Below are 18,862 nucleotides of genomic sequence, written 5' to 3' on the forward strand. Positions count from 1 at the left end.
GTGCCGCCATCAGGTACTGCATTGGCTGCTGGTCTTGGATCAAGTCGCCTTGCTCGCCCCCTGTGCTCATCGCCTTACAAGGAGAACTGCCGCAATGACTGCAGCCCCGAAACCCAGGAGCACCCTCAATCCTCCCGTTTTCTACACCAGCGCGGTTTTGATCTTTCTTCTCGTGCTGTATGCCACGGCATTTCAAGCGCATGCGCAGGCGCTGTTCGAGCACGTTCAGACCTGGATCATTACCAATGCCAGTTGGTTCTACATCCTTACCGTAGCGTTGGTCTTGATCAGTGTGGTGTTCCTGGCCGTCAGTCGTTACGGTGATATTAAGTTAGGGCCCGATCACAGTGAGCCTGACTACCGGAAGAGCAGCTGGTTCGCCATGTTGTTTTCCGCCGGCATGGGCATCGGCTTGATGTTCTTCGGTGTGGCGGAGCCGGTGATGCATTTCACCACGCCTCCAGTGGGTGACCCTGGCACGGTCGCGGCGGCGCGCGAAGCCATGAAGATCACGTTTTTCCACTGGGGGCTGCATGCTTGGGCGATCTACGCCATTGTTGCACTGATTCTGGCTTACTTCAGCTTCCGCAACGGCCTGCCGCTGACCCTGCGCTCGGCACTCTACCCATTGATTGGTGAGCGTATCTACGGCCCCCTTGGTCATGCGGTGGATATCTTCGCCATCCTCGGCACGGTATTCGGCGTCGCGACCTCGCTGGGGTATGGGGTGCTGCAGATCAACAGTGGCTTCCACCATCTGTTTGGTCTGCCGGTCAGCCCGACGGTTCAGGTCATTCTCATTGCAGCCACGTGTGGGTTGGCAACGCTTTCGGTGGCCAGTGGGCTGGATAAAGGCATTCGCATTCTGTCCGAGCTCAATTTGAGCCTGGCAGTGATTTTGATGCTGTTTGTATTGATTCTTGGGCCTACCGTATTCCTGCTGCAGGCTTATGTACAGAACACCGGCGCCTACCTCTCGGACATCGTCAACAAGACCTTCAACCTCTATGCCTATGAACCGACTGACTGGATCGGTGGGTGGACGTTGCTGTATTGGGGCTGGTGGTTGTCTTGGTCACCTTTCGTAGGCCTGTTCATCGCTCGCATTTCACGTGGACGTACCATCCGTGAGTTCGTGTGTGGTGTGCTGTTCGTGCCTGCCGGTTTCACCTTGCTGTGGATGACGGTGTTTGGTGATTCGGCTATTCACATGATCCTCAATGACGGGATAAAAGACTTGGCCGCTGTCGTTGGGCAAGACAGCTCATTGGCGTTATTCGCTTTCCTTGAACACTTCCCGTTTTCCACGGTGATCTCGCTGATCGCGGTGTTGATGGTGGTGGTGTTCTTCGTAACCTCGGCAGACTCGGGGGCCTTGGTAGTCGATATGCTCGCGTCCTCCGGCCAGGGCCATTCCCCATTGTGGCAACGGATTTTCTGGTCGCTCAGCATCGGTGCCGTTGCCATTGCGTTGCTCTTGGCCAACGGCCTCAAAGCCTTGCAGACCGCCACCATCGCCAGCGCCTTGCCGTTCGCCGCCATCTTGTTGATTGCCATCTGGGGATTGTTCAAGGCCTTGAGCCTGGATGCCACCCGTCGCGGCTTGCGTAATCAGGCTCTTCCAGGTACTCGTCATACCCGGCAGCACCATGGTGGCTGGCAGCGCCGGCTGCGCAATATTGCCATGATGCCGCGCCGCGCCCATGTCACGCGCTTTATTGCCGAGGTGGTCAAGCCGGGCTGTGAAGAGGTTGCACTTGAGCTGCGCAAGCAAGGCTACGACGTCGCGGTGAATGAGCGGGATGATGGCCGTGTCACCCTCGAGCTGTCCCACGCTGGCGAAGGGCGCTTTCTCTATGAAGTCCGTCCACGCGCGTTCAACACGCCGAGCTTCGTCATGCGTGATACCGAAGACGGAACCGATGGCCGTAAGTATTTCCGCGCCGAGGTGCATTTGCGTGAGGGGGGGCAGGACTACGACATCATGGGCTGGAGTCGTGACGATGTGATCGGCGATATCCTCGATCAATACGAGCGACACTTGCATTATTTGCATGTGGTGAGTTGAGACTGGCCGCGTATTGCCCTGCATAAGGCGTCAGGGCAGTGCAGAGCGATCGTTAGCGGGCATTTAAAGCCGGCAGGGCCAGAAGTCAACGGCTGCAATATGCTTGGAGGGCGGACCTAGCCAGTGGGTAAGTGGCTGGCAGGAGCCCTCAAAGCACAGCTCATAATCTCCGGCTTCGGGCGTGCGCCCGGCGTGCAAGGGGTTCAGAGGCGGCAATTGGCGATGGTAATGCCAAACGCCATCTCGTAACTCGGCGTCGTCGGGTATTTCCATGCCAGCGCCGCTACCCCGTACACGTGCTTCTGTGAGTACCAACCCGAGGGGGGTGACGTGGTAATCCTCTTCCCAGCGAATTTTCTCGATCGTGTGCTGCCAGGCCAAAGTGAACGCTTGAACGGGCAGGCTGGCCCACACTACGCCAGCAAGCCCAAGGCATAGACCATTCATACCCTTTGCTCGGCTGCCGACCGATTTCGCCACCCATGCCAGCCCAATACCGCAATACCTAACGCGAATCCGATTTCATCCGTGACGGGCAAGGCCAGAATCAAGCAGACACCCGCTACGAAGGCCAGCAGGCGCTCCCACCAGGTCATGGACATCCGGAAGTGACCAATCGATGCGCAGCCCCAGAGCGTCACCGCTAGCACGGCCTTGATCACCATGTACAAAGTGGCGCTGAGGCTGTCGCCCTGCAGCATCAACGCAGGGTCGTAGACCGCCATGAATGGCACGACGAAACCAGCCAGGGCAATGCGGACCGCCCAGAAGCTGATCAGTAACCCTTTTTCCTTGGCAATGGGGGCGGCCGCGAAGCACGCCAGCGCGACCGGCGGGGTGAGGTCGGCCAGAATGCCGAAATAGAACACGAACATGTGCGAAACGATCAGTGGCACACCGAGCTCCAACAGGGCGGGGGCGGCGATGGAACTGGTAATGATGTAGTTGGGGATCGTGGGAATGCCCATGCCTAGCACCAGACACGTCAGCATGGTCAAGAGCAGTGACAGGAACAGGTTGTCGCGGCCGAGGTCGAGAATGTATCCCGCAAAGGTTGTGGCAAGTCCGGTCAGGGAAATGACGCCAATGATGACCCCCACCAGCGCACAAGCTATGCCCACCGGCACGGCATGCCGCGCACCCTCTGCCAGCGCCATTACACAGGCGCGAAGGGTAGCCCTGCCGCCTTGCACGAAGACGCAGGCGAGGGCAAGTGCGGCGATCACCAGCAGGATGACGCCGATACCCATGCGGAAAAAGCCGGAGCACAGTAGCCCCAATGCGACCCAAAAGGCCGCGCGTAGCCAGGTGCCCTGAGCGCGCAGGATGATGGCCGAACCAAGGATGACGATAGCCGTCAGGGCCAGGCCAACCATGCCTGAATAAAGGGGCGTACGCCCCGAGAACAGCAGCGCGACCAATATCACCAGCGGCACGAGCAGGAACCAGCGTTGGCGCAACGCGTCCCAGGCACTGGGGCATTCTTCGCGGGGCAGGCCATGCAGGTGGCTGCGTTTTGCCTCCAGATGAACCATCCAGTAAACCGAGCCGAAGTACAGCAAGGCAGGAATCAGCGCAGCTTTGGCCACTTCGGCGTAGGGCACGTTGATGGTTTCCGCCATGATGAAGGCGACCGCACCCATGACCGGTGGCATCAGTTGGCTGCCCATGCTGGCAGTCGCTTCGACGCCCCCGGCAAATGCCGGCTTGTAGCCAAATCGTTTCATCAACGGAATGGTGAACTGTCCCGTAGTCACCACGTTGGCTACCCCGGAACCGGTAATAGTCCCCATCAGCGCCGAGGAAAATACCGCGACTTTTGCCGGGCCACCACTACGGTGGCCAAACAGGCCCATGGCAAAGTCGGTGAACAGACGGATCATGCCCGCCTGCTCAAGAAAGGCACCGAAGAGGATAAACAGGTAAATATAGGTGGCCGATACATAGGTAGGGGTGCCATACAGCCCCTCTGTGCCGAAGGCCAGTTGGTTGACGATCTGGTCAAGGCCGTAACCTCGATGTGCAAGGTCACCGGGCAGGTGCTGGCCTAGCAGTCCGTAGGCCAGAAACAGCGCGCAGATCAACGGAAGCGCAACGCCCATGACTCTTCGTGCGGCCTCGAAAACCAAGCCGATCAGTAATAGACCGACGATCAGATCGCCGGTGGTCAGCTCGCCTGAGCGCTGGATCAGGTCGCCTTCGAAGTACCACTGGTAGACGGCCGTCGCCATTCCCGCAATCCCCAACAGCCAGGCAAGCGGTTGCCAAGGCCGGTGGTGACCGACTACCGGGTAGCTCAGGAACACGACCAACAGCAGGAAGCCCACATGCACCGCTCGCAATACCTGGGTGGAGATGAGCGGGAAGGCCGCCGTGGCAACCTGAAAGATTGAGAACGCCAATGCCACCGCGAACAGGGTTGCGGGCCAGCGGTCGGTACTGACGTGAAGGCCGTGTGATACTTCGCTCATGGAGTGCTCCCACCTAGCGAGAAAGGTTCAGGGGAGCAGGTTCTTCTCTTTGAAATAGCGTTCCGCGCCAGGGTGGAGCGGGATCGGCAAATGCTTGGCTGCATTTTCAGCCTCGATATCTTTCGCTGCCGCATGAGATGTGACCAGGCGAGGCAGATTCTCGAAGATCGATTTGGTCATCTGATAAGCCAGGTCGTCACTCAGGTCCGCCCGGGTCACCAGAATGTTGGTGATCGCTACCGTGGGCACTTCGGTTCCTTGGCCGTCATAGGAGTTGGCAGGAATAGTGGCCGGTTGATAGGCAGAATTGCCGATTTTATTCACGACGTCGGCCGGGATAGGCACGAACACCACCGGCAGTGTCGCCGCCAGGTCACGAATGGCGGCCTGGCCCAGGCCCGAAGACTGCAGAGTGGCATCCAACTGACGATTCTTGATCAGCTCGACAGACTCTGCGTAAGGCAGGTATTCGACTTTCCCCATATCCTGATAGGTCAGGCCTGCTGCCTTGAAGATGGCCCGTGCGTTGAGCTCTGTGCCCGATTTAGGTGCTCCGACCGAAATGCGCTTGCCCTTGAGGTCTTCGAGCGCCTTGATCCCGGATTCCTGGCTGGCGACGATCTGGATGTAATTGGGGTACGTTCCGGCGATTGCCCGGAGTTTTTTCAGCGGGGCCTTGAAGCCCGCTTCTGCATCACCTTTCCAGGCATCCGCCACGGAGTCGGCCAGAGCAAACGCCAGTTCCCCGCGGCCAGCTTGCAGCAGGTTGAGATTTTCTACCGACGCCTTGGTGGCCTGTACCGTGGTCTTGCTGCCTTCGATCTCATGGCTATAGACCTGTGAGATACCGACGCCGACGGGATAATAGACCCCGCTGGTTCCCCCTGTAAGGATGTTGATGAAGGTGGGGGCAGCCTGGGCCGTAGCACTGGCTGCGAATACAGTGCTGATCAATGCCAAACGAAGTGCTCGTTTCATGGCGATGTTCTCCAGTTATTGTTTTTATCCTGCGCATAAACCTAGAACGAATCTGTCGTGCTTGCCCATTTTTGTCCTTGAGCCCGTCGCTGTACGTGGCCGCAACCGCCAGAACGCAGGCGCCACGAGTACCAACACTGTGAGGAGTTCGAGCCATCGCTTTGCCTGAGCAGGTCGATACCTCGGTAGAGCAGCGCGCTAGCCACCGTTATGGGCTAGGCTGATGGGCAGATTCATTGACAGAAGGCACAACCTGATCGCGTTTACAGCGTGGGCTGCGAGGAGGAGGAACGGATGATGGCGCGCTGGCGTTGGCTCGCGGTTCGAGTCACAAAGCGGCTCTGGTTCCGGGCGACTTTGTTTTCGCTGCTCGGCGTGGCTACAGCCTTGATCGCGGTGGTGTTGAAAGACTTCATTCCGGCGTCCTTACCCGCTCGGATAGGCGCGGACGCTGTCGACAAGATCCTCGGCATCATAGCCTCCAGCATGCTGGCGGTGACGACCTTTTCTCTGAGTACCATGGTGGCGGCATATGGTGCGGCCAGCACGGGGGTGACACCTCGTGCCACGACGCTGGTGATGGAGGATACGACCACGCACAATGCGTTGGCCACTTTTATCGGCTCGTTCCTGTTCAGCCTTGTCGGGCTGATTGCTTTGAGTACGGGAGCCTATGGAGATCAAGGGCGGGTGTTGCTGTTTGCGGTTACGATAGCAGTTGTCATCCTGATAGTTTATACCTTGCTGCGCTGGATCGATCACCTCTCCAGGCTCGGGCGGGTAGGTGAAACTATCGACCGCGTAGAACTGGCTGCGATAGAGGCTATCGAGCATCGGGCCAAATGGCCCTACCTGGGCGGCTCTGCATATCCGGAAGGCATGGTTTTCCCTCCTTCTGCCCTGCGTTTGGTGAGTCATCGAACCGGTTACGTTCAGCATATGGACGTGGAGGCGTTGGCAGCCATCACTCATCGGCACCCCGTTCAGATCTATATGGATGTGTTGCCTGGCTCATTCGTCCACCCTGGAGCGCCGCTTGCCACCGTCGTGGCGCAACCCGGGCAGGACGTACGATCGGTGGCGGCCGTCGAGCATGACGTACATGCAGCCATCACGGTGGGTACCCGTCGGACGTTCGAACATGACCCGCGCTTCGGGTTGTCAGTGCTGTCCGAGATCGCTTCCAGAGCGTTGTCGCCTGCAGTCAACGATCCCGGCACTGCGATCGATGTCATCGGTAGAGGTGTCAGGTGCTTGTCGCACTGGGGGCGGCCTCATGCTTTGACGCCGTCGCATGAAGCCTGTGCCCACATTTATCTGCACGGCATTGTGGTTGATGATTTGTTCGATGATTTCTTTGGACCGATCGCTCGAGACGGGGCGGTGCTGCGAGAGGTGAATATACGGCTGCTCAAGGCGTTGCTGAGCCTGGCTCAAATTAACCCGCAGCTATTCGAAGGCAGTGCGAGAAGGCATGCAGAGCGGTTGCTCAAACTTGCCCACGCCGCGCTTGTACTTGAAATGGATAAGGAGCAATTGGTAAAAATGGCTGAACCGCTTCGTAACGATTGTTAGCCCGACCTCCGGAAGTTTGTCGGAGAATTTGTCTTACCGAGGCACTAGCTGGTCGCGATTTCTCACCCAGTCATTACAAATACTTTTTGAATGTGGCAGCTGTGATCGCCACCATAATGCCGAGCACTGCTGCGCAAGGAAGTAGTACCCAATTTGGATTCAAGGACCAAGGTAGCGTCAGGTAAATTACCCAAGGGCTGACCATCAGCGGCAACAATGTTCGCTTGGCTCGGTGATAGACAAAGCTGCTCTCCCTGTCCGCCCCGAACTTGCGCAGGTCGCGGCGCATCAGCCCGTCGACCACGCCGGTGAGCGCCGCAAGCAAAAACAAGGGCGTGGCCAGAGATAGAACGGCCAAGCGCACCACGAACGTGAAGAGCGTGAACAGGGCTGCCAGCAAGTAGTCCTGGCCTGCGACGTACGCTTGAGCGAGCTGTCCTTGCAGCGTCGCCTTGCGACTGAGCAGCTTCAGGTGATTATCGGATTGCTCCCAGCCGGAGCGGACCACAACCCAATCGTTGAGGCGCTCAAGGATTTTCGCTGTCGCTTGCGCCGGCTCCTGCACCAGCAGTGAGCTCCTGAAGTGATTGCTGAGCCATCCGAGCTCACTTAGCCACATGGTATGGCTGTGATGCCAGCCTTCTTCTGGCCAGAACCAAAGCATTCCCACGAACTCTAGTACGATAGAAAACAGCAGCGAGGCGAACAGCAGGCCGAGCAACCGCAGGAAGAGATCGAGCGCCCCGACTATGAGACCCGGTCGTCGTTGTGACGGAGGTGGATTGCTTGGGGTGCTAGGCATTAAAACTCCACTGTGTTCGCCGGCTGACCGATACTCACGGGTCGGGTTTACGCCCCGGTGGCGGCATCTCAGGATCAAAGTCGACCGTAGGCGCACCGCCGGCACTGCTCCACCAGCTCCCCGCATTGGCGTTGTAGGACTCACGCATACGCGCGGCCAGGGCCTGCAGATCCGCCGGCATCGCATCGTCGCTGGCTGATTTGGGCAGCGGCATTCGCACTTTCCACAGTTGCCCGCCTTCCTGGAACGAAAACATCTGGCCTTTCGGCAGGGCAATGATGTGCGCCGGCTCGATCAGTGGCACGGCCGTGGTGGTGACCCGGTCCTGCGAGGACGATGTGAAGTCGGTACGGGCATCGGGATCCGCCGTGTCGGTTGCGCCGGAGACCAGGGTGCGCGTCTGCACGTTGACCTTCGGCAACTGATTGGTCAGCAGTTCGGCAGTCGCAGTTTCTCGTACGCGCAGCATCTGCAGGGTGTTGAAGTTGCCGATGACCTGGCCGGCCTTGGCCCGACTGCCGATGCGCGCCTCGATATCGCTCAAGGTCTGGGTGTAGGCGGTGACCTGGATACCGGCACCGCCGCCCTTATTGATCAGCGGGATGAACTCATCGCCCATCAGCTCGTTGAATTCGTCGGCGTGTAGGTTAATGGGCACCTTGTCGGCCGCGCTGGAGGAGGCCGGCAGACCGTGGTCGATGCCGTGCTTGTAGATGTGCCCGGCGACGGAGACTAGGTCGGCAAACATCGAGTTGCCGACTGCGGCAGCGACCTCGGCATCGGACAGTGCATCCAGACCGACATAGACGATGCCGCGTTTGCGGATGACCTGCAGCCAGTCGAAGATTGGCCGAGGATCGTTCGGGTCGGAATAGTTAGGGGCCAGCAGTTGCGCCGTCTTGCCACTGGTGAGCTTTTCCAGCAACGGCAGCAGCGAAGCGACGATCTTGTCGAAGTAGGTGCGATCGTAGCGTACCGCCGAGCGCAGGCCATCCATGACCGGGTCGAAGAGACGCTTGGCGGTCAGGTACTGCTCGATGGCGACCACGCGTTTCTCGCGGCCGATCATATGTCGCGGCACGTTCTTTTCGTTGAGGCGAGCTTCGAGACCAGCAATGGTCTCCCACGCCTGCGGGTCATGCCGGGCGAAGAAGTGCTGGGCGTATTCGATGAACAGCGCGTCGATGTTTACCACGTGGCGCTGGATCTGCAGGTAGTCCGGGCGCCGGCCGAGCTCGATCAGGGCCCGGGCGATGATGTTGACGAAGCGCCAGGCGAACTCGCGAAACGCCGCTGAGTTGCCTTCACCGCTCAGTTGGCCAGCAATCCGAGTGGCGACTTCCGAGATGCGGCCGAAACGGCCGATGGCGTTGTAGCGTGCGGAAATCTCAGGCCAGCCTAAGTGAAAAACGTAAAATTCGTTCTCGCGACCAGATCGTTTAGCTTCTACGTACATGCTTGTAAGCAGCTCGGCATCGCCCTTGGGATCGAAGACGATTACCACTTCCTTGCTAGGTCGGTGGATATCCTGAGTGATGTAAACTTGGGCCACACGCGTCTTGCCCACCCGGGTGGTGCCCAGGACCAGGGTATGGCCTACGCGTTCGGTCAATGGTAGAGAGACCTCTCGCTCGTTGGGCTCGACGCCATGCAGCAGCGGTGAGCCGCCCACGGGCGGCAGCGGTCGTACCGGGTTGAGCGGGCTGTCCCAGGCGGTCACGCGCGGCAGGAGGGAGAGCCCTGGCGGCGCTTTTTCCAGGACGTGCTCCAGGCGCCGGGCCCACTGGTAGGCCGCTGATTGATTGACGTAGCGGGCAAGCGCGGGATCCTGCGCTTCGAGCAAGCGCTGGGTGTGCAGGCGGCTCCAGCGAAAACCACGACCCATGAACAGGCGCTTGCTGCTGACCGGGATCTGTCGGCTGGTCAGCGAGTAGCGGGGCAGGCGGCGGATGTTGCGCCGATAGCGCAGGACAATGCGGGCTTCATTGAGCCGCTTGAGACCGAAGGCGGTGTAGGCCAGGGCCATGCCGGCACCGACCTCTGGCGACAGCGCTACGGCCCAGGGCGAATGCAGGCACAGCGCGCCGGCACCGGCACAGATGCCCACGGTGTACAGCTCCACTGCCGGACGCAACAGGGATTCCATCGCATGATCACCCATGGCGGTACCTCACTGTTCCAGGCCGGTCGGTGTGATCAGTACCGGGTAGTGCTCCAGCTGCAGTCGTTCGGCAATGTCGTCGCCACTGACCGGCCAGATGGCCAAACCAGGCGCTATCGCCTGGATGCGCTGCAGCGCCGCCGCATCGGCGACCTCAACGGCCAGGCCGTTGGCGCCCAACCGCTTCAGTGCTGGCGCGTGCTGCGCCAGCCAGGCCAGCGAAGCGGCGTCCGCGCCAACCAGGAACAGCGGGGCCATGCCTGGCAGGTCCAGCGCTCTGCGTGGCACCTCACCCGGCGTGAGGCGCGCGCTGCGCACCGGCAGCACCCAGTTCAGTGTGCGTGGGTCGGGTCGTTCGACCGGCGCGGCCGCTTCGGTGGCCAGGGCAGGGGGCGTCGGCACAAGCCATACCCCGGCGGCCAACGACCCAACCAGCCCGCAGATCAGTGCGCCCTGGGGAACGTCAATCATGAGCGTGGTCCTCCACGGCTGGACGTGGCGGCTTCAAGGCGTTGCCAGTGCTGGCTGAACTGCATGCGGTAGCGCGCCGCCGGGGCGCCACCCGCTGGCCGGTGGTAGCGGCCGGCGGCAATGATCCAGTCACCGACGTCGGCGTAGTGCGCGCGTAACAGGTCGGCGGTAACGGCGAGGTTGCTACGCGGATCGAGGGCATCGCAGGCGGTGGGGTAACGCTTCGGGTGGTAACCCAGGTTGGTTTGCCCTAGGCCGACATCGATGCGCTTGGGATCATGCCGGCTGAGCGCCACGGTGAGTGCGGTACAGGCCTGGTCACGGGTGGCGAAACGCTGCGGCGTGCCGGCCACATTCAAGGTCCACGGCCAGGGGATGAGCTGCCCACGCAACGGCGTGCCGCTCTCCTGCTGGGCAATGGCGAACAGCACCGAGGCTGGGATGCCGGCCTGGGCGGCGGCCAACCGGTACGCCGGTGGAGGCAGGCCGCTTGCTTGGGCCGCCGTCACCCCCAGCAGGGCCAGGGCGAGGGTCAGTCGACGCGCTGCCATGTCCCTTCCACCAGTTGAAAGCGCGCGGGCAGCGGGCGGCTGGCGCCCAGGGTGAACCAGCGGCCGCGGTCGTGATTGAGGGTGACTTGGCCGCTGCTGACCTGGCCCGGGGTAATGCCCACCGTGTGCGCCCATCGCTGAATGCGCGCATCGTCGCCCTGGCTGCCCACCAGGTAGACGTCCAGATGGGCGCCCGTGCTCAACCATTGGCGGACGCTGGCGTCACAGGTCGAGCACGGGTCTTCCACAAACACCGCATAGCGCGGGTTGCTCGACGGGGAGACTGCATCGCTCAACCCCTGCACCGGCAGCAGTCCCGGGAACAGCCGCGCCCAGGCTGCGGTGTAGGCTTTTTCATAGGCCAGTTCGCGCTCGGCACGTTTGGCTTCGAGGCGTACCTGCAGCTCGGCGTAGCGCCGACGCTCTTGGTCCGAATCGGCTTCCACGCCCAGGGTGGTCAGCGGGTCGAGCTGCGGTGACCAGTAGTGGCGGGGACCGCTCTGCAGGCGCTCGAACTTGGCCCATTCGTCATCGGTCAGGCCCCAGGCCTTGGCCTGTGCTGCGGATCGCTCTAGCTGCAGCGGGGCCTGCTCGCTGGACTGCTGCTCCGTTTCAACCGTGGCGGGCGCACTCCATCCCGATCCCGAGACCAGGTAGATGGGGAACAGGAGCAGCGAGAGAGTGATTAACCGGACCATATGCACCTCGTCACGGCAGGGGCAGCGAACGTTCGCCGAGGCCAGGCACCTGGAATACGGCCTGATTCCGGCGAATGGTCTTGAGCTGCCAGCCGTTCAAGCTGTCACCGGACTGCAGCAGGTGGACGGTCGACAGGGCATGCGCGCCGGCCGGTTGAGCCGAGACAAACCTAACCTCGCCACGGGTCTCGACACCCAGCAAGGTGAATGGCGGCGTCGGGGTTTGGGTTTTGGCGGCCGGTTTGGCAGAGGCTGCAGGCTTGGGTTGTGCGGATGGCGCAACGTGTCGAGCCACGAGGGCGTGGACGGCGGTTTCGGCGTTGCCCATTCGCTGTTCCAGCGCGGCCAGGTCAGCCTTGGTCGGACCCACAGGCACCGCTTCAATGGACGTGAGCGAAGCGCTCACCTCACCCAGCTGTTTGCTCAATGCCGCAAAGGTCGCGTCCTGCTGGCGCTGGTGCTCGCCCAGCGTTTTCACTTGCGGTGGAAGTGCCGCGACGGTGGCGCCGAGTGCATCGAGGTCCCGCCGCAGGGCCGGGGGTGGATCGGCTGGCGCATTATCAGCAGCGACCAGGAGCGCGGTCAGTTGTTGCTGGTGGTTGTAGGTCACGGCGGCCAGCACGGCGGCACCGAGGCACAGAGCCCCGAGCACCAGGGCCTGAAAGTGATGGACCTTCATGGCGCGATCTCCAGAGGCGGGTGAGGTGGGGCGGGCACCGGTGCGCGGAGGGCGTAGCACACGCTGCGTTCGACCGGGTCGATGACGAGCCGCCAGGCCGGGCCGCCGAGGATGGTCAAGGCGTCCAGCAGCGCCATCGGCCCAAGCTGGTGCTGTACGGCCGGCAGTGAGCGGCTAAACAAGGTCGTGACTTCGGCGCGGTTGGCGCAGAGTGAGTAGCCCGAGCGCTGCAATACGTGGCGTAGGGCATCACCGACCGTCGCGTGCAGCGCCGGTGAAATTTGCACGGTGATGAGCTGGAACAATGGCTGGCGTTGCTCCAGCGTCGGTCGTGCGCTGACCAGGGTGTAGCGGTCCTGGCGGACCCACGCTGGTGACGCTGACAACGGCTTGGAAGGGGGGGGCGGAGCTGGAACGGCTTTGGCTGGCGCTGTCGCTGGGGTGATGGCAGGCGACGTGTTGCAGCCCGCCAGCGCGAGCATCAGGACAAGGTAAGAAAGTGCGGGCGTGTGCATGAGCAGGTCTCGACAGTAGGTGCCGACACCTTGGCAACGCGCGCGAGCTGCACCCATTGAAAAACCGAAGTTGCCCGCCTTGGTTATCGGCTCCCATGCATAAAAAGGCGCCCTTCAGGGCGCCTTGGGTCACTCGTCAGCAAACACCGGCAGTCCCGCCAGCGGGGCCGCATCAGGATCAAATACCAGAAAGCGCGTGTCGGCCTGGCCGGCCAGCAGCAACAGGGTCATCAACACTGGCGGCACCTGTTCATCCAGCAGGCGCGTGCAGACCTCTGCCGCTGAGCAACCGGGACCTTCCACGTGGGCGCTGCGGTGCCAAGGTGTGGAGTACAGCTTGCAGCCGACGGAGCGGTTGCTGACCAATGGGAAACATTCAAAGAAACCGGCCGGTCGTTCGCTGCGGGCAAGCTGCTCAAGGTAGGCGTATTCGTCGGCCGGTAGATGGGATGAACTGATCTCCCAGCTGCGGCTGTACTGGCCGGTGGCAAAGGACAACTGCTGCATCAGTTGATTCGCCGCTTCCAGGCTGGGAAGGTCGCCGAGGTGTACCGAGCCAGTCAGCCGCTCGGCCGTGACCTGGTACAGCACGGTGGTGACCACGCCGTCCGCGGGCAACTGCAGGCGAAGGAAGCCAGAAACATCCTGGCCTTCCGTGATGACGGCGCAGTCGTCATCGAATACGCAGGCCTGACAGTTGATGTGATCGTCGTCCAGGTCCAGCTGGGCGGTGTGCAAGGGGCGGTAGCAGGGCGGGCACTGGTCGTCGTAGTGGATCTGGACCACACGCTCGCAGGCGAATGCATTAAAGCCGCGGGAAAAGGGGTTGGAGGTTGAGGTGAGCATGATGGCGCTCCAGGAAAAAGAGAACGCCACCCCAAGCAGGCGGTGGCGAGAGAGAGGGTTAGATCCAGCCGTATTCGGCCAGGGAGAGGGGCTGACCTTCACCGACGATGATGTGGTCCAGAACGCGGACCTCGACCAGCGCCAAGATTTCGATCAGGCGCGCCGTCAGCACGCGGTCGGCGCCGCTGGGTTCAGGGCAGCCCGAAGGGTGGTTGTGGCTGAGGATGACCGCGGCGGCGTTGTGCGCCAGTGCCTTGACCACCACTTCACGGGGGTACACCGAAGCCCCATCGATGCTGCCAAAAAACAACACCTCGAAGTCCAGCACGCGGTGCTGTGAATCGAGGTACAGCAGGGCAAACACCTCGTGGTGATAAGGCGCCAGGCGCAGTTTCAGGTAAGACGCGGCGTCGGCCGGCGTGATGAGTACTTCGCCGCGCTGGAAATAGCGTTGGTCCAGCAGCTGCAGGGCTTCGTTGATCAACGCATCTTCGTGGGCGCGCTGGGTCAGTGCCGGATCGAGGGGCTCGACCAAGGTCAATGGCGTGTTCATGAGCAAAGCCTCGTGTGCAGGAACGCTCCGGGAGGAGGCCCCAAGTGGGTGAGATCAGGCGGTCACAGGCGGGTGAACCGATGGCGAGTGCCGTGCAACGGTGAGTGGCAGCTTTCGCAGGGGCGGGTGGAGAACGAGTCGATGCCGATGCCGGTGTCCGGATCGAAATCGGCGCTGAACGGCAGCAACGCTTGCACTGCCTCACGTATCTGCGCGATTCGCTCGTCAACTTCGGCCTCGCTGTAGTACAGCGATAAGGCGCTGAAGTCGTCGTAAGCCACCGCCTGAAGGCAGTCTTCGCAGAGCCAGAAGCTTTCCATGGCAACCTCCGACGTGAATGAACAGCAGGCGCTCCGAAGAGCGCCTGCTGTTGGCGGTCAAACTGCCTCAGGCAGATTGAGTTGCTGCAGTGGAGTTACGGGCGGCGGTCGGAGTTGGCAGGCGCTGATCGGAGTCACCGTCAATGTCTGCCTTATCTCTATCGGCCTCCGCTGGCTCCATCGCGTCAGAGGCAGCGTCGGTGCGGGCGGGCGCACGGTAGCTGAAATGGCCATCGACCTTGATCCACTCGATGAAGATCAGACGGCCCTTGAGGCTGGCGCCGGGTTGCCCCTTGCGTTCGCCTTTCTCGTACAGGAAGGGATCTACCCAGAGGTCGCCGATGCGAAACGCGATGAGGACCTTGCGTTCAGCGCGAACGTCTTCGAGGTGTTCACGGATCAGCCGGTCGGCTTCCCCGCTGGCGACCTTGCAGTCGAAGCGGGTGTACTCGACGTCGTCCGAGGCACCGTGCAAGGCGGCGATGTCACAGGCCATGAACGCTTGGCCACGGCGAACCGGGACTTCGCGGACCCGGTTCAGGTAACCGATGCCTTGGGTGTGCAGGTTGAAGTAGGTGGTGGGGGCGCTATTGCTTGCAGTGGTCATGATGGAACTCCTGTTCAGCAGAAACGCGGACATCCACCGACCCTGGCGGCTGGTGAGTTCCGCAAGGGTGAGGGTGCAATCACATGATCGGTAGAGAGGGCGCTCATCACCGACAGGTCGGTGACCGTGCGAGCTGCCGAGCGCGAGTCGCACTTGGGGAGAACCACCCGAAACGGGCGCAGCCTTGAAGGTTCTGGCTGCCTGGGTGCTGTCAACGACAGCGGTGTGCAGCTCATCTATAAAGCGCAGCCAACCCTCCGTCAACCGGGGATTTGAGACGGTCTGGGCGGGCGGAATTCGGTGGCTTTCGGTGGATTTTCAGCGGCGAAAAAATAGCCCGACGGTCATCAGGCTAGGAGGAAGTGGACCACCTTTGATCCGGCGATGTGACACCGGAGTTCGTCGTAAACTCTCCGCTGTCGATCCACCTGGATCAACCGACCCTTGTCGTGGCCTGGGTCGGAATCAACTGGCACGCATCCGCGCACAAAAGGTGCCCAGTGTTTCGCCGGCGGGCACCGGAGCTGAGCATCGTCGCCGAAGCGGATGACCCTTGAGGCCTGGCACAAGCCGCATGGGTCATCCACCTGGGAGACTTGGAACGCTGAGAAGTTATCCGCAGAGGCGGTGAAGGGTGGCTCCGAACTCTACGAGTCTGACCGAGCTGCCCGGAGCGAATCGGTCTAGGGTCGCCAAGCGGCGAGGGGCTGGATCACTACACCAGCGCGACAGTCTGCCGTCAAGTCATGTCCTCTTCGGGCGCTTGGCTTTGGCGACGGGCTTGGTGCCCTTGCATTCCGGGTAGCGAATGCAGGACCAGAAGCTGCCGGTGCGGCCTTTGCGCTGGCGCATGCCGCTGCGACACACCGGGCAGAGCGGTCCCTTCGAGGGGGGCGGCTGCAGGGTGAGCGAGGCGTTGCTGCGCACCAAGCGGGTCAGCCATTGCGCCTGCTTGGCGAGAAAGGTCTCGACGCTCAGCTGGCCCGATTCGATGCGCTCCAGCGCCTGCTCCCACAGCGCCGTCAACACCGGGTCGGCCACCTCCGGTGGCACCGCTTCGATCAGGGTGTGCGCCGCAGCCGAGGCGGCCAGGCTGCGTTTTTTCTTGGTCAGGTAACCGTGGTCGATCAGCCCCTGGATGATGGCCGCGCGGGTGGCTTCGGTACCGAGGCCGCAGCTGTCCTTGAGTGTTTGCTTGAGCCGCGGATCGGCCACCTGATTGGCGATGGTTTTCATCGCCTTGACCAGCGTGCCCTCGGTGTAGGCCTTGGGGGGCTGCGTGCGCTGGGCAATGGCGGCCGCGTCAGTCAACGCCACCGAGGCGGACTCGCGAAGTGTGGGCAAGCGTTGAGTCTGTTCGCCGGGCTCATTGCCGTGAGTCTCGTTGATCACCGCTTTCCAACCGCGCACCAGAGTCTGCTTGCCCCGTGCCAGTAGCTGGTCGGCCTGACTGTGCATCAGCACTTGCGTTTTCAGGTACTCATGCTCAGGAAGGAACTGCGCGAGGTAGCGGGCGCGGATCAGCGCGAAAACCGCCTGCTCGCGCTCGGACAGCTGAGCGAGGTCGAGCGTGATGGCGGTCGGAATGATGCCGTGGTGCGCGGTGATCTTGCCGCTGTTCCAGGCGCGCGAGCGGCGACAAGGATCCAGCTCCTTGATGACCTGGCCGAGAGCAGGGCTGGCGGCCACCAGGGCATGCAGGACGCGGGGCACCTCATCGAGCATGCTCTCGGGCAGGTAGCCGCAATCGCTGCGCGGGTAGGTCGTGGCCTTGTGGGTGTCGTACAGGGCTTGGGCGATCCCCAGCGTCTCTTGAGCGCCGAGCCCGAGTTTGGCCGAGCAGACTTCCTGCAAGGTGCCGAGATCAAACGGCAGTGGCGCGCCCTCCCGGACCTGCTCCACCTCGATGCTGTCAATGCGGGCCGTTCCGTATTGGCTAAGGCGCGCTGCGGCTTGCCTGGCGGCCGCTTCATCGATGCAGCGGCCCTCATCGTCGCAGATCGAGGTAGGCGGTTGCCAACGGGCTTTGAAACTCACGCCTTCTGCCACCAACTGAGTGTCGACGTTCCAGAACGGTTGCGGCACGAAGCTGGCGATGGCCCGGTCGCGCTCGACCACCAGGCGCAGAGTTGGCGTCTGGACGCGGCCTACCGGCAGCAGACCGTCGAAGCCAGCGCGGCGGCCGAGCAGGGTGAACAGTCGGCTCAAATTGATGCCCACCAACCAGTCGGCGCGGGAGCGGGCCAGCGCACAGTGGTACAGCGGCAGGGTCTGTTCGCCCGGACGCAAGGCAGCCAAGGCCCGGCGGATCGAGGCTTCATCAAGGGCAGACAGCCACAGGCGCAGGATCGGCCCATGGTACTGACAACTCTCGAGGATCTCCCGGGCGATCATCTCGCCCTCGCGATCAGCGTCGGTGGCGATCACCACCTCGCGGCATGTCCGCAGCAGTTGGTCGATCACCTTCAGTTGGCTGGCAACCTTGGGCTTGACCACCAGTTGCCAGCGGGCGGGAATGATCGGCAAATCGTCCAACGACCAGCGTTTGTAATCGCCATAGGTTTCAGGGGGCGCGGTTTCCAGCAGATGGCCGATGCACCAGGTGACGGTGACGTTCTGGCCCTGCAGGTAGCCATCGCCGCGTCGGCTGGCTTGCAGTACCCGGGCGATATCGCGGGCTTGGGACGGTTTTTCGCAGATGAACAGGCGCATGCGTGGGCCCTCTCGGTGGGTACCGACAGGGTGGAGGTGTGGTCGTGAAGCGCCAGGGTAAAGCCGAAACTGGTGGTATCGGTTCGACGTATCAGCGCAGGGCCAAAACCCTACTTGCGTTGCGCGAGATGAGTGGCCAGCGTTTGCAGAAACTCCAGGGCGAATTGTTTATCGGCGTCGCCCAGCTCCTTGATGATCGCAGTAATCTGCTGGCCCTGATCCTGGGGGCGAGGACTGATGGCCAGCAGCAGCTCATCGACGGGGCAGCCATACAGGTCTGCCAACTGCAGCAGCTTCGTCACGGACAGCTCAACCAGGCCACGCTCCAGGCGGGAGACGGCCTCGCCGGAAATACGCAGGTGCTCGCCGACCTGGTCCTGGGTCAAGCGGCGGTCGCGACGATACTTCGCCAACTGGCGGCCAATGTGATGTGGGCTAGGCTCTTTGACGGGCAACGGGGCGCTCTCCAATTCGACCCATATGGTTGACTAGCCACTCAAGGATATGAACGGCTCAAAGAGTTGACTGACAACCCTATGAGGCGTATCACGAAAAATAACTGGATGACCCGCCCGTTCACACGGAGGCTTCAACTTGCACGGATCCCACCAGCGTGAGGCAGATAAGTTAGCGATCAAGGCCTACGAGCTGTTCATGGCTACCCATCTGGAACCTGACAATGGGGAGGCACGCGCGAAGTTGATCGCCTGGGTTCAGGAGAATCCGGCGCACTGGCGGGCATTCCTTGCCCTGGATCAGTGCCTGACGGAGGTGAAGCAGTTGCTGGAGAGTGGACAGCGCGGGAAAGCCAGCCGAGATGGATAGCTAACGAGCGTCAATGCTGCTCGCCGGTTA

Annotated in this window: 18 protein-coding genes; 2 read left to right on the forward strand and 16 right to left on the reverse strand. The window is 61.7% G+C overall.

Annotated features, from left to right (window positions below):
• The first annotated feature begins 94 nt into the window (after positions 1-94).
• Positions 95-2,068, forward strand: coding sequence for a BCCT family transporter (locus OGV19_RS05425; protein WP_264312472.1), 1,974 nt, complete (start codon positions 95-97; stop codon positions 2,066-2,068).
• Between the two features lie 63 nt (positions 2,069-2,131).
• On the opposite strand, the gene OGV19_RS05430 is transcribed toward OGV19_RS05425, so the two are convergent.
• From OGV19_RS05430 to OGV19_RS05440, 3 genes are read right to left on the reverse strand one after another with little or no spacing between them, the layout of a single operon-like run.
• Positions 2,132-2,515: a DUF1850 domain-containing protein gene (locus tag OGV19_RS05430; RefSeq protein WP_264312473.1), complete on the reverse strand. Its 384-nt coding sequence runs from the start codon at positions 2,513-2,515 to the stop codon at positions 2,132-2,134.
• Positions 2,512-4,539 carry a TRAP transporter permease gene (locus tag OGV19_RS05435; protein ID WP_264312474.1) on the reverse strand — a complete coding sequence of 676 codons (2,028 nt, stop codon included), beginning with the start codon at positions 4,537-4,539 and terminating at the stop codon, positions 2,512-2,514. The genes OGV19_RS05430 and OGV19_RS05435 overlap by 4 nt, the downstream gene beginning before the upstream one ends.
• Before the next feature lie 27 nt (positions 4,540-4,566).
• On the reverse strand, positions 4,567-5,517 hold the full coding sequence (locus OGV19_RS05440) for a TAXI family TRAP transporter solute-binding subunit (protein WP_264312475.1): 951 nt from the start codon (positions 5,515-5,517) through the stop codon (positions 4,567-4,569).
• A gap of 294 nt (positions 5,518-5,811) precedes the next feature.
• Between OGV19_RS05440 and OGV19_RS05445 the strand changes: the two genes are divergently transcribed.
• Positions 5,812-7,092 carry a DUF2254 domain-containing protein gene (locus OGV19_RS05445; RefSeq protein ID WP_264312476.1) on the forward strand — a complete coding sequence of 427 codons (1,281 nt, stop codon included), beginning with the start codon at positions 5,812-5,814 and terminating at the stop codon, positions 7,090-7,092.
• A 73-nt stretch (positions 7,093-7,165) separates the two neighbouring features.
• Here OGV19_RS05445 and OGV19_RS05450 read toward each other — a convergent pair whose 3' ends face one another.
• From OGV19_RS05450 to OGV19_RS05510, 13 genes are all read right to left on the reverse strand, one after another.
• Positions 7,166-7,894: a TIGR03747 family integrating conjugative element membrane protein gene (locus OGV19_RS05450; protein ID WP_264312477.1), complete on the reverse strand. Its 729-nt coding sequence runs from the start codon at positions 7,892-7,894 to the stop codon at positions 7,166-7,168.
• A 34-nt stretch (positions 7,895-7,928) separates the two neighbouring features.
• On the reverse strand, positions 7,929-10,055 hold the full coding sequence (gene traD, locus OGV19_RS05455) for a type IV conjugative transfer system coupling protein TraD (RefSeq protein WP_264312478.1): 2,127 nt from the start codon (positions 10,053-10,055) through the stop codon (positions 7,929-7,931).
• 9 nt (positions 10,056-10,064) lie between these two features.
• Complete coding sequence (locus tag OGV19_RS05460; RefSeq protein WP_264312479.1) at positions 10,065-10,526, reverse strand: integrating conjugative element protein; 462 nt, start codon at positions 10,524-10,526, stop codon at positions 10,065-10,067.
• On the reverse strand, positions 10,523-11,077 hold the full coding sequence (locus OGV19_RS05465; RefSeq protein ID WP_264312480.1) for a lysozyme family protein: 555 nt from the start codon (positions 11,075-11,077) through the stop codon (positions 10,523-10,525). Before OGV19_RS05465 ends, OGV19_RS05460 begins: the two co-directional genes overlap by 4 nt.
• Positions 11,059-11,775, reverse strand: a complete 717-nt coding sequence (locus OGV19_RS05470; protein WP_264312481.1) for a TIGR03759 family integrating conjugative element protein — start codon at positions 11,773-11,775, stop codon at positions 11,059-11,061. The genes OGV19_RS05465 and OGV19_RS05470 overlap by 19 nt, the downstream gene beginning before the upstream one ends.
• A gap of 10 nt (positions 11,776-11,785) precedes the next feature.
• A complete protein-coding gene (locus OGV19_RS05475; RefSeq protein WP_264312482.1) occupies positions 11,786-12,454 on the reverse strand; it encodes a hypothetical protein in 669 nt (222 codons plus the stop codon).
• Positions 12,451-12,840 carry a PFGI-1 class ICE element type IV pilus protein PilL2 gene (locus OGV19_RS05480; protein WP_264312483.1) on the reverse strand — a complete coding sequence of 130 codons (390 nt, stop codon included), beginning with the start codon at positions 12,838-12,840 and terminating at the stop codon, positions 12,451-12,453. The genes OGV19_RS05475 and OGV19_RS05480 overlap by 4 nt, the downstream gene beginning before the upstream one ends.
• A 258-nt stretch (positions 12,841-13,098) precedes the next feature.
• Positions 13,099-13,815: a DUF5983 family protein gene (locus OGV19_RS05485; RefSeq protein WP_264312484.1), complete on the reverse strand. Its 717-nt coding sequence runs from the start codon at positions 13,813-13,815 to the stop codon at positions 13,099-13,101.
• 58 nt (positions 13,816-13,873) lie between these two features.
• A complete protein-coding gene (locus OGV19_RS05490; protein WP_264312485.1) occupies positions 13,874-14,368 on the reverse strand; it encodes a JAB domain-containing protein in 495 nt (164 codons plus the stop codon).
• Positions 14,369-14,430: 62 nt separating this feature from the next.
• Positions 14,431-14,688, reverse strand: a complete 258-nt coding sequence (locus OGV19_RS05495; protein WP_264312486.1) for a hypothetical protein — start codon at positions 14,686-14,688, stop codon at positions 14,431-14,433.
• Positions 14,689-14,755: 67 nt separating this feature from the next.
• Complete coding sequence (locus OGV19_RS05500; protein ID WP_264312487.1) at positions 14,756-15,295, reverse strand: STY4534 family ICE replication protein; 540 nt, start codon at positions 15,293-15,295, stop codon at positions 14,756-14,758.
• Positions 15,296-16,039: 744 nt separating this feature from the next.
• On the reverse strand, positions 16,040-18,007 hold the full coding sequence (locus tag OGV19_RS05505; protein WP_264312488.1) for a DNA topoisomerase III: 1,968 nt from the start codon (positions 18,005-18,007) through the stop codon (positions 16,040-16,042).
• Between the two features lie 110 nt (positions 18,008-18,117).
• Positions 18,118-18,462 (reverse strand): helix-turn-helix domain-containing protein, encoded by a 345-nt coding sequence (locus OGV19_RS05510; RefSeq protein ID WP_264312489.1) that lies wholly within the window; start codon positions 18,460-18,462, stop codon positions 18,118-18,120.
• Between the last annotated feature and the right edge of the window lie 400 nt (positions 18,463-18,862).

It is taken from the genome of Pseudomonas putida, from assembly GCF_025905425.1.
Taxonomy (GTDB): domain Bacteria; phylum Pseudomonadota; class Gammaproteobacteria; order Pseudomonadales; family Pseudomonadaceae; genus Aquipseudomonas; species Aquipseudomonas putida_AF.